The 11,037-nt window shown below is 66.1% G+C and carries 11 protein-coding genes; 9 read left to right on the forward strand and 2 right to left on the reverse strand.

What is annotated here, in order from left to right; all coding sequences use genetic code 11:
• The first annotated feature begins 110 nt into the window (after positions 1–110).
• From ACEN88_RS15600 to ACEN88_RS15625, 6 genes are all read left to right on the forward strand, one after another.
• Positions 111–1,682 (forward strand): methyl-accepting chemotaxis protein, encoded by a 1,572-nt coding sequence (locus tag ACEN88_RS15600; protein ID WP_413340970.1) that lies wholly within the window; start codon positions 111–113, stop codon positions 1,680–1,682.
• A 192-nt stretch (positions 1,683–1,874) separates the two neighbouring features.
• Positions 1,875–2,558 (forward strand): hypothetical protein, encoded by a 684-nt coding sequence (locus tag ACEN88_RS15605; protein WP_413340971.1) that lies wholly within the window; start codon positions 1,875–1,877, stop codon positions 2,556–2,558.
• Between the two features lie 4 nt (positions 2,559–2,562).
• Positions 2,563–3,378, forward strand: coding sequence for a slipin family protein (locus ACEN88_RS15610; protein WP_413340973.1), 816 nt, complete (start codon positions 2,563–2,565; stop codon positions 3,376–3,378).
• Between the two features lie 87 nt (positions 3,379–3,465).
• Complete coding sequence (locus tag ACEN88_RS15615; RefSeq protein WP_413340974.1) at positions 3,466–4,773, forward strand: HlyC/CorC family transporter; 1,308 nt, start codon at positions 3,466–3,468, stop codon at positions 4,771–4,773.
• A 247-nt stretch (positions 4,774–5,020) separates the two neighbouring features.
• Positions 5,021–6,757: a type IV-A pilus assembly ATPase PilB gene (pilB, locus tag ACEN88_RS15620; protein WP_413340976.1), complete on the forward strand. Its 1,737-nt coding sequence runs from the start codon at positions 5,021–5,023 to the stop codon at positions 6,755–6,757.
• Between the two features lie 9 nt (positions 6,758–6,766).
• Positions 6,767–8,005 (forward strand): type II secretion system F family protein, encoded by a 1,239-nt coding sequence (locus ACEN88_RS15625; protein ID WP_413340978.1) that lies wholly within the window; start codon positions 6,767–6,769, stop codon positions 8,003–8,005.
• Here ACEN88_RS15625 and ACEN88_RS15630 read toward each other — a convergent pair.
• Complete coding sequence (locus tag ACEN88_RS15630; RefSeq protein ID WP_413340980.1) at positions 7,983–8,207, reverse strand: hypothetical protein; 225 nt, start codon at positions 8,205–8,207, stop codon at positions 7,983–7,985. The genes ACEN88_RS15625 and ACEN88_RS15630 overlap by 23 nt on opposite strands.
• 206 nt (positions 8,208–8,413) lie before the next feature.
• Here ACEN88_RS15630 and ACEN88_RS15635 point away from each other — a divergent pair, with 206 nt between their 5' ends.
• On the forward strand, positions 8,414–8,572 hold the full coding sequence (locus ACEN88_RS15635) for a hypothetical protein (RefSeq protein WP_413340982.1): 159 nt from the start codon (positions 8,414–8,416) through the stop codon (positions 8,570–8,572).
• Here ACEN88_RS15635 and ACEN88_RS15640 read toward each other — a convergent pair.
• Positions 8,535–9,443, reverse strand: a complete 909-nt coding sequence (locus tag ACEN88_RS15640; RefSeq protein ID WP_413340983.1) for a LysR substrate-binding domain-containing protein — start codon at positions 9,441–9,443, stop codon at positions 8,535–8,537. The two genes, ACEN88_RS15635 and ACEN88_RS15640, sit on opposite strands and share 38 nt — an antisense overlap.
• Before the next feature lie 94 nt (positions 9,444–9,537).
• On the opposite strand from ACEN88_RS15640, the gene ACEN88_RS15645 reads away from it, so the two are divergent.
• Together ACEN88_RS15645 and ACEN88_RS15650 are read left to right on the forward strand one after the other, a co-directional pair.
• Complete coding sequence (locus ACEN88_RS15645; protein WP_413340985.1) at positions 9,538–10,716, forward strand: SGNH/GDSL hydrolase family protein; 1,179 nt, start codon at positions 9,538–9,540, stop codon at positions 10,714–10,716.
• 4 nt (positions 10,717–10,720) lie between these two features.
• On the forward strand, positions 10,721–11,037 hold a 317-nt coding region (locus tag ACEN88_RS15650), incomplete at its 3' end, for an AraC family ligand binding domain-containing protein (RefSeq protein ID WP_413340987.1).

Raw genomic sequence — 11,037 nt, forward strand, 5'->3', positions numbered from 1 at the left:
GCTTTGTGGTCCAAGCTGGTGTTCACCGGCAAGGCCACGATGCCGAAGGAAGCCGCCGACAGCGCCGCCGGATACCACCGGGGGCGGGCTGTTGAACTTAAGGAAACGGCATGAGCATCAAGCGCAAGATCTGGGCACTCCCCGTCATCTCGACCATCATCTTCGGCCTCGGCGTGGCGGTCTCCGCCAGCATCGCCAGCGGCGCCCTGGACTCGATCCGCACGACCGAAGCCGTGGATTACCCGGCGCTGGGCACGGCGAAGGCGTTGACGGCGGACCTGCAGGGCATCACCGACGGCTTGCGCGATGCCGTCTCCGAAGGCGACAAGGCCCGCATCGCCCAGATCGGCGACCAGGCCAACAAGGTCCGCGCCAAGCTGGCCGACGTGACGAAGATCCCAGGCATGGATGCCACCGGCAAGCGCCTCGCGAAGGAATTCGAGGATTACTATGCGCCGGCCGTCTCCGCCGCCAGGATCATGCTCGAACTCGAGCAGGGCGATCCACAGGCGACCGTGCAGCGCATGCAGGGCGCGCTGACGGTGCTCAATGCCGACGTCGCCAAGCTCAACGACCAGGCCCAGCAGAATTTCAAGGACGGCATCGCGCGCAGCAGCTCGAGCGTGCGCCGCGTGCTGTCCATCACCATCATCACGGCCTTGATCGTGATCGCCACGCTGATCGGCGTGTCGTGGTTCGTCATCCGCACGATCTGGCAGCAGCTGGGCGGCGAGCCGGAGTACGCGCGCGAGATCACGCGGCTCGTTGCGGCCGGCGACCTGTCGATGGACATCCGCCTCGACGCCGGCGACCAGCATAGCCTGCTCGCCGCGCTGCAGGAAATGCGCACGCGCCTGGCGACGATGGTGTCCGGCATCAAGACGTCGGCCGAGACCATCGCGTCGGCCAGCGCCGAAATCGCCAGCGGCAACGCCGACCTGGCCAGCCGCACGGAATCGCAGGCCGGCAGCCTGGAGCACACGACGCGCGCCGTCGAATCGCTGACCGATACGGTCCGCACGAACGCGGCCAACACGAACCAGGCGAACGCGCTCGTCGTGTCCGCCACCGACATCGCCACCCGCGGCGGTGAAGTGGTCGGCAACGTGGTGTCCACCATGGGCGCCATCAACGCGTCCGCGAAGCAGATCGTCGAGATCATTTCCGTGATCGACGGCATCGCCTTCCAGACGAATATCCTCGCGCTGAACGCCGCGGTGGAAGCGGCCCGTGCCGGCGAACAGGGCCGCGGCTTCGCCGTCGTCGCGGGCGAGGTGCGCAACCTGGCGCAGCGCTCGGCCGCCGCCGCCAAGGAAATCAAGCAATTGATCGGCGATTCCGTCGCCAAGGTCGACGCGGGCAGCGCGCTCGTCGACGAAGCGGGCGCCACGATGGAACAGATCGTCGCCTCCGTGCGCAAGGTGCACGACATCATGGCCGAGATCAGCGTCGCGGGCCAGCGCCAGGCCGAAGGCATCGAACAGATCGGCCGCGCGATCGACGACATGGACCAGATGACGCAGCAGAACTCGGCGCTCGTCGAGGAAGCGTCGGCCGCGGCGGAATCGCTCGCGGAGCAGACGGAGCAGTTGTCGGGTGCGCTGGCGCAGTTCAAGCTGGCGGCCGGGCACGCGCTGGGGGCGCCGGCGGGCCAGGCACGGCTGGCGCTGGCGCGCGGCTGAACGGCGGCGCGCAATTCGCAATGGACAGTGCACATCCTGTCTGGATTCGGCGTATGCTGTCATTACAAGCGCCGTACTGCATGCAGTGACCGACCTGGTCGCGCGGAATCAACGGCAACGCACGGAACCCGGCCGCCAGCGGCGGCCACTCGCCGGCACGACGCTCTCCATGAGACAACGGGGGAGATCATCATGCGTCACACCTTGAAAGCCGTCTTCGACCAACGCAGCGATGCCCAGCACGCCCTGGACGCATTGCTGGCATCGGGCTACCCACGCGCCGACATGGCGCTCTCGAACATGCGCACGACGGAACCGGACACCTCGCTCCGGCATACCGCCGCGCGGCTGCTCGGCACCTTGTACCACCGGCACGCGCAGCCAGGCGACACGCGCGATCGCCACATCGTCACGCTCACGACAGGCACCGATCCGGAAGCCGCGCGCGCCACCGGCATCATGGGGCAGTACCGCCCGGCCGGCGTCGAAGACATCCCTGACGAGGGCGATCCCGCCGCCTGGACCGGGACCGTCGCGTCGCGCCGCGACTACCCGCCGGGCACCGCGCCCGGCGCCCTGCAGCACCATCCGCACGAAGACAGCCATTATTTCGGCACCCAGGACGCCGACGCCCCGCCCGCCGGCAACACGTTCAAGGAGACGATGGGCAGCATCGCGCGGTGGGACAACCCGGACGAGGATGCCACGTGGGCCGCCCCTGCCGGCGCCAAGGCGCCGCAGTCCGACCAGGCCTGGGAAGACGTCGAGCCCGCGCTGAAGCGCGAGTGGGAATACCGGCACGCCGGCAGCGCGGCGTCCGCCTGGGACAAGGTCAAGCTGGCCATGCGCCATGGCTGGGAACGGATGCATCACTGACATCATGAATCCGGTCACATCGTTCCTGGTCGCCGTCAGCCTGGGCATCGGCATCGTCCTGACCTGGTGGGTCAATCCGCTGCCCGGGTTGCTGTTCGTCGCGCTGGCCGTGATCATCGCGTTCTCGCTGAAAATGGCGAACACGTGGCAAAAATTCGTCATCCTGAGGCTGGGGAAGCTCCATAGCGTCAAGGGCGCCGGCCTGTTCGCCATCGTGCCCGTCATCGACAACGTGATCGCCGTCATCGACGTGCGCATCCAGACGACGGCCTTCAACGCCGAGCAGGCGCTGACCAAGGATACGGTGCCGGTCAATGTCGATGCCATCATTTTCTGGCACGTGCACGATGCCGAGAAGGCCGCGCTGGCGATCACCAACTACCGCGAGGCGATCGACCGGGTCGCCCAGACGTCGCTGCGGGAAATGATCGGCATGTCGATGCTGGCGGCGCTGCTGTCCGAGCGCAAGGAGGCGGACGCGCAACTGAAGGAATCGATCGGCCGGAAGACGGCGCCGTGGGGCATTACCGTCGGTTCGGTGGAGATCCGCGACGTCGCCATTCCCGTCGTGCTGCAGGATGCGATGTCGCGCCAGGCCCAGGCGGAACGCGAGAAGCAGGCCCGCGTCATCCTCGGTTCCGCCGAAGCCGCCATCGCCGGGAAATTCGTGGAAGCGGCCGACATGTATGCCGGCCATCCGGCGGCCCTGCAACTGCGGGCGATGAACATCATCTATGAAACGACGAAGGAGCGCGGCGCCACCATCCTGATCCCCAGTTCGATGGTCGACAGCCTGAATCCGGGCACCGCGCCTCCCTAGCCAAACTTGCAAGCCCCCTCCCCTTGTCTTAGAATCGACCTCTGCGCTGGCCTTCGCCAGTTTCCCGACGATTCTTCACGGTGATCCTTGGAAACCGTACCACTTTGGGTGCTCATCCTCGCACTCGCCCTCCTGATCCTTTGCTCGGCCTTCTTCGCGATGGCGGAAACCGCCCTGATGGCGGCCAACAAATATCGCCTGCGCCATCTCGCGAAACGGGGCAACCGCGCCGCCATCACCACGCTGTGGCTGCTGGACCGCACGGACAAGCTGCTGTCGCTGGTCCTCATCGCCAATACGCTGATCAATGCGATGGCGACGGCGCTCGTCACCGCGATCGCGATCCTGTTCTTCGGCCACGAGGAAAGCGTGATCACGATCGCCACGGCCGTCGTCGCGTTCCTGCTGATCGTGTTCGCGGAGATTTCTCCGAAGATCATCGGCGCCACGTATCCGGAGCGCATCTCGCTCGGGTCCAGCTATGTGCTGCGTGCGCTGATGAAGGTCGCGAAGCCGGCGATCTGGTTCGTCAACCTGTTCGTCAACGGCCTGCTGCGCGTGCTGCGCATCCGCGGCGTGGGCGTGGGCCATGCGGATGCCCAGCAGAGACTGTCGCCGGAGGAATTGCGCTCCGTCGTGCTGGAAGCGGGCAGCTACATCCCGCAAAAGCACAAGAGCATCCTGCTGAACCTGTTCGAACTGGAAAAGATCTCGGTCGAAGACATCATGACGCCGCGCAGCCAGATCGAAGCGCTGAACCTCGCGCTGCCGGTCGACGACCTCAAGGCCGAGCTGACCACCTGCTACCACAACAAGCTGCCCGTGTACGAGGGCGAGATCAACCGCATCGTCGGCATCTTGCACGTGCGCAAGGCCGTCGCGCTGCTGAACGAGGAAGACGACCTCACGATCGAGCACTTCCGCGAACTGTTGACGGAGCCCTACTTCATTCCGCAGGACACGGGCGTCTTCACGCAGCTCCAGTATTTCCAGGAAAACAAGGAGCGCCTGGGCATCATCGTGGACGAATATGGCGAGGTCCAGGGCCTGGTGACCCTGGAAGACATCATCGAGGAAATGATCGGCGACTTCACGACCTCGACGCCGGGCGCCGCCCGCAGCGATGCGATGGCGTGGAATGCCCAGGGCGAAGTCCTGCTGGAAGGCACGACGCCGCTGCGCGACATCAACAAGAAGCTCGGTCTCGACCTGCCCCTCGACGGGCCGAAGACCGTCAACGGCCTGCTGCTTGAACAGCTGCAGGAGATCCCGGAATTCCCCATCGCCCTCAGGATCGGCAACTGCGTGATCGAAGTCGTGCAGGTGCAGAACCAGGCCATCAAGGTCGTGAAACTGTTGCGGCCGGTCGCGGTCAAACGCTGGCTGGCAGCCTGATCGGGCCTCGCCGGCCGAGCGCCGCCGGCCACGAACCGACGGTAAGCCCTTGTTCTTGCACGAGGAATAACGATGTTGTTCACACGACATTGCGAGCCGGTTACATGCCATTTCATCCACGTGGTATGCACGCATCTTTCCCTACGACAAAGTCTTGACCGATTTGATGCCTACGGGCATCATCGAGACGATCCGCCGGGGCCGTCCATCCTGCCCGGCTTCCTGTCGTCCTTCCAAACCTGACCATATGGCAGCAGTCCTTCCCAACACCACCCCTGGCACGGCGTTGCCCGGGCTGGCGCGTGCACTGGTGCAGGCCGGACGGCTGACCTTGCCTCAAGCGGACACCTTGCAAAAGAAGGCGTCCGCCGACAAGGCCGGTTTCATCGACACCTTGCTCGGCAGCAGCTCCATCGATGCGAAATCCCTGGCGGCGTTCTGCGCCGAGACTTTCGGCTATCCCCTGCTCGACCTGGGCACCTTCAGCCCCGACGCCCTGCCCGTCAACGCGATCGACCCGAAACTGATGCAGGCCCAGCGCGTCGTCGCGCTGGCACGCAGGGGCAACAAATTGTCGGTGGCGTTGTCGGACCCGACGAATACGCAGGCCCTCGACCAGATCAAGTTCCAGAGCGAATCGACCGTCGAACCGGTGATCGTCGCGCACGACACCCTGCTGGCGCTGCTGGCGAACATCGCCAAGAGCGCCGAACAGGACTTGAGCGAGCTGGCCGGCGAGCAAGGCGACATCGAATTCGCCGACGAAGAACCGCAGACGCAGGCGGCGGAAGCGGCGGCCGCCGCGGCGGCGGAAGTCGAGGACGCGCCCATCGTGCGCTTCCTCAACAAGGTGCTGATGGATGCGATCACGCTCGGCGCGTCGGACATCCACTTCGAGCCCTACGAAAAGCAGTACCGCATCCGCCTGCGCGTGGACGGCGTGCTGCGCGACCATCTTGCCCCGCCGCTGTCGATCCGCGAGAAGCTCGTCTCGCGCATCAAGGTGCTGGCCAAGCTCGACATCTCGGAAAAGCGCGTGCCGCAGGACGGCCGCATGCGCCTCGTGCTGTCGCCCACGAAGACGATCGATTTCCGCGTCAGCACCTTGCCCACGCTGTTCGGCGAAAAAACGGTCATGCGTATCCTCGACGCGACGCAGGCCCAGATGGGCATCGACGCGCTCGGCTACGACCCCGACCAGAAAGCGTTGCTGATCGACGCCATCACGCGCCCGTACGGCATGGTGCTCGTAACGGGCCCGACGGGTTCGGGTAAAACCGTGTCGCTGTACAGCTGCCTGAACCTGTTGAACAAGCCGGGGATCAATATCTCCACGGCGGAAGACCCGGCCGAGATCAACCTGCCCGGCGTGAACCAGGTCAACGTCAACGAAAGGGCGGGCCTCACCTTCCCCGTCGCGCTGAAAGCCTTCCTGCGCCAGGACCCGGACATCATCATGGTCGGCGAGATCCGCGACCTGGAAACGGCGGACATCGCCATCAAGGCGGCGCAGACGGGCCACATGGTGTTTTCCACGCTGCACACGAACGATGCGCCGTCGACCTTGACGCGCCTGATGAACATGGGCGTGGCGCCGTTCAACATCGCCTCGTCCGTCATCCTGATCACCGCGCAACGCCTCGCGCGCCGCCTGTGCACGTGCAAGCAGCCGCTCGACATCGGCCGCGACACGCTGAAGGCCGCGGGCTTCCGCGACACCGACTTCGACGGCGACTGGAAACCCTACGGCCCCGTCGGCTGCGAACGCTGCCTGGGCTCCGGCTACAAGGGCCGCGTGGGCGTCTACCAGATCATGCCGATCACGCCCGCGATCGAGGCGCTGATCCTCGCGCACGGCAACGCGATGCAGATCGCCGCCCAGGCCGAGGCCGAGGGCGTGAACTCGCTGCGCCGCTCCGGCCTGCTGAAAGTGAAACAAGGCCTCACCAGCCTCGAAGAAGTGCTCGGCTGCACGAACGAATAAGGATCCACCATGGCAACGACATCCGCCCCGGCACGCCGCGCGCCCAGCGCGCAGATCAAGGAACACATCTTCGCCTGGGAAGGCAAGGACAAGACCGGCAAGACCGTGCGCGGCGAAATGCGCGCCGGCGGCGCGACCATCGTGAACGTGACCCTGCGCCGCCAGGGCATCATGGTCACCAAGGTCAAGAAAAAGGTGTACCGCAGCGGCAAGAAGATCCAGGACAAGGACCTCACGCTGTTCACGCGCCAGCTGGCCACGATGATGAAGGCCGGCGTGCCGCTGCTGCAATCGTTCGACATCGTCGGCAAGGGCCATTCGAACCCGTCGATGTCCAAGCTGATCATGGACCTGCGCGCCGACATCGAGACGGGCACCAGCCTGAACAACGCGTTCCGCAAATATCCGCTGTACTTCGACCCGCTGTTCTGCAACCTCGTCGGCGCCGGCGAGCAGGCCGGTATCCTCGAAGACCTGCTGACGCGTCTGGCGATCTACAAGGAAAAGACGCTCGCGCTGAAGAGCAAGATCAAGGGTGCGCTGATGTACCCCTGCGCGATCATCGCCATCGCCTTCATCGTCACGGCCGTGATCATGATCTGGGTGGTGCCCGCGTTCAAATCCGTGTTCTCCAGCTTCGGTGCGAACCTGCCGGCGCCGACCCTGATCGTGATGGGCATCTCGGATTTCGTCGTGAAATGGTGGTACATCATCTTTGGCTCGATCTTCGGCGCGCTGTACTTCTTCTTCCAGTCCTGGCGCAGGTCGCTGAAAATGCAGCAGTTCATGGACCGCGTGCTGCTGCGCCTCCCCGTGTTCGGCGAAGTGATCCGGAAGGCGACGATTGCCCGCTGGACCCGCACGCTGGCGACGATGTTCGCGGCCGGCGTGCCGCTCGTGGAAGCGCTGGACTCCGTCGGCGGCGCATCCGGCAACAACGTCTACCTGGAAGCCACGAAAAAGATCCAGACGGAAGTCAGCACGGGCACGAGCCTGACGGCCGCGATGCAGAACGCCAATGTCTTCCCCAACATGGTCACGCAAATGGTCGCCATCGGCGAGGAATCCGGCGCGCTGGACGGCATGCTGGGCAAGGTGGCCGACTTCTACGAGGAAGAAGTGGACGAGGCCGTCAAGACGCTGTCGTCGCTGATGGAGCCGATGATCATGGTCGTGCTGGGGGTGCTGATCGGCGGTCTCGTGATTGCCATGTATCTGCCGATCTTCAAGCTGGGGTCGGTGGTCTGATCGCGGTGCCGACCAGCGTCGTACGCCGCAACCGGACTCGCGTATGCGGCGTCCGGATGCCGGCCACGATGCCCCAGATGGCGGCCCAGCGCAACGCGCGGTCGGTGGACGGCCCGAGCGGCCGCGCCGCCGCCGCACGCTGCAGCGCGAGCGACATGCGTTTCATCGCATAGAGTTTTCGATCGGATACCGGGAGTGCCATGTTTGCAGGTTAGCAAGCGCAACGATGGCTGACCGTGATCTGCCTAACGCACCATGCGTGAGCGCGGATGTGTGCGCCACCGCACGGTCCAGCTCAGCCATGACTGGTATTTTAGTTGACGATTCTTCAACACTCACCGGTATCTCATGGCCTCTTGCCCCGAATGTGGTTCTTCCTACGTACGCCGGATCCCGCGTACGCCCCTCATGCGTATCCTGTGGAGCAGCCAGCACATCCTGTGCAGCGATTGCGGCGAACGCTCCGTCGTCTTCCCGAAGCTCACGACACTGGCCGCAAAGCACCGCGCATCGAGCCGGACCGCGCGCTTCATCCTGAACCGCCTGCAAAGCCAGCAGTCCCACTGAATTGCCCGACCGCGAAGTCGATGAACAGCCGCGTCCGCAGCGGCTGAAACTGCCGCGACGGATACAGCAGCGTTAAATCCTGCGGCCGCGCGGCCCACCCGTCCAGCACCCGCACCAGTTCTCCACTGTCCAGCAGATCCCGGACGAGCCAGTCCGGACACACGCCGATCCCGCCGCCCAGCACCAGCGCCTCCCGTATCGCCAGCGCATTGTTCACCCGGAAGCGGCTCGATGTCGGCACCCGTGCCCGCTCTTCGCCTCGGAACAATTCCACCGTGTTGCCCGGCGTCCAGGCGAAGCGGACGACGTCGTGCGCCGGCAAGTCGTCCGGCACCGACGGCACGCCCCGCCGCGCGAGATACATGGGTGCCGCCACCAGGAAGCGCGGCACGGTCGCCAGGTGCCGGCCGATGGCGTCCGGCGGCAGCGTGCCGCCCAGCCGGAACGCGACGTCGACGCCTTCCTCGACGAGGTCGACGAAGCGATCGTTGAGAATCAGTTCGACGTCGATGGCGGGGTGGTCGGCCAGGAAGCGCTGGACCATCGCATTGATGCGGAACTGGCCCAGCGCGACCGGCGCATTGATGCGCAAGAGTCCCGCCGCCTGCCCCGTCATGCCCTGCACGTCACCCACGGCCGCGTCGAATTGCTCGACGATGCGCTTGGCGTCGGCGTAGAAGCGCTGGCCCTGCTCCGTCGGCGACAGCCCGCGCGTGCTGCGTTCGACCAGGCGTACGCGCAGCTGCCGTTCCAGCTGGGCCAGCCACTTGCTGACGGTGGGCTGCGTGGTGCCGAATTCCCGGGCCGCCGCGGACAGGCTGCCCAGTTCGAGGGTGCGTACGAAGACGCGCAGCGCGTGGAGCGTATCCATCTATTCTAAATTGGAATGAGTGACCTGCGATCCTACCATCTTCATCGCCACTCCAGAATGACCTAACGTGGAGCCCTCAACCAAGGAGCCCACCATGTCCAAACCGATTGCCGCATTCACCCTCTCCCTGCTGCTCGCCGCACCCGACGCGCCGGCGGGCGAGCAGTGGGCCACCTCCTGGTACGCGGCCCCGCAACCCGCCTGGGACGCCAGTTTCACGCTGCCGATGAACGTCCCCACCAGGCTCGACAACGCGACGTTGCGCGAGACCGTCCGCCTGAGCGCGGGCGGGCAGCGCATCCGGCTGGTGTTCTCGAACCGCTACGGCCATGAACCTGTCAGGCTCGGCGCCGTGCGCGTCGGCCCCGCCGACGACCCGCACGCGGTCCGGGCGCTGACGTTTTCCGGGCAATCGGGCGCATCCATCCTGCCGGGCGCCACGGTGACGAGCGATCCGCTCGCCCTCCCCGTGCGGCCGCTGTCCCGGCTGGCCGTGACGACGCGGCTGCCCGCGCCGACGAACGTCGCCAGTTTCCATTGGGGCGCGCAGCAGACCGTGCAGATCGACAGCGCTGATGTCGGCGGCCGTTTGTTCCTGAGCGCCGTCCTGGTCGAGACCGCACAACCCGCGCGCACCATCGTCGCGCTCGGCGATTCGATCACGGACGGCAACGGCTCGACGCCGGACGCGGACCGCCGCTGGCCGGACATCCTGGCCGAACGACTGGCGCCGCACGGCGTCGCCGTCGCCAATGCCGGCATCTCGGGCGGACGGCTGGCGCGCGACGGCATGGGCACGAGCGCCCTCGCCCGCCTCGAGCAGGATGTATTGAGCCAGCCCGGCGTGTCGGATGTCATCGTACTGCTCGGCATTAACGACATCGGCTGGCCCGGCAGTCCGTTCGCGCCGGGCGAGCGTCCCGCCACGCTGGAGGAACTCACGGCCGCGTACCGGCAACTGGTCGCTGCAAGTCACGTCCGTGGCGTACGCGTGACGGCGGCGACATTGCCGCCGTTCGAAGGCGCCCTCGCCGGCACGCCGTACGCCGGCCACTACAGTCCCGCCAAGGAACGCCTGCGCCGGCAGTTGAACGACTGGATCCGCACGGCCGGCGCGTTCGATGCCGTCGTCGACTTCGACGCCGTCCTGCGCGACCCTGCCCGGCCGCGCCGCCTGCGGGCCGGTTTCGATTCGGGCGATCACCTGCATCCGGGGGATGCGGGCTACCGCGCCATGGCCGAGGCGATCGACATCGCTCGGCTGGTACACTGAGCGCATGCCCAAGTCCAGGAAGAGCGCCGATTTCAGGATCGTCCGTGCCGCAGTGCCGGGGGTGCAGGCCGTGGAAGCGCGCAGCGACCACGTCTTCGCACGCCACAGCCATGACCAGTACGGCGTCGGCCTCATGCTGGCCGGCGGCCAGACGTCGAGCAGCGGGCGCGGCCAGGTGGAGGCGCTGGCCGGCGACATCATCACGGTGAATCCGGGCGAAGTGCACGACGGCGCCCCGCTCGGCGGCGCGCCCCGCGCGTGGCGCATGCTGTACCTGCCGCCGCATCTCGCCGATACCGTCGCGGCCGACCTGAGCGAAGG

Origin of the sequence: Massilia sp. CT11-108 (assembly GCF_047302915.1) — a bacterium.
GTDB lineage: Bacteria > Pseudomonadota > Gammaproteobacteria > Burkholderiales > Burkholderiaceae_D > Telluria > Telluria orientalis.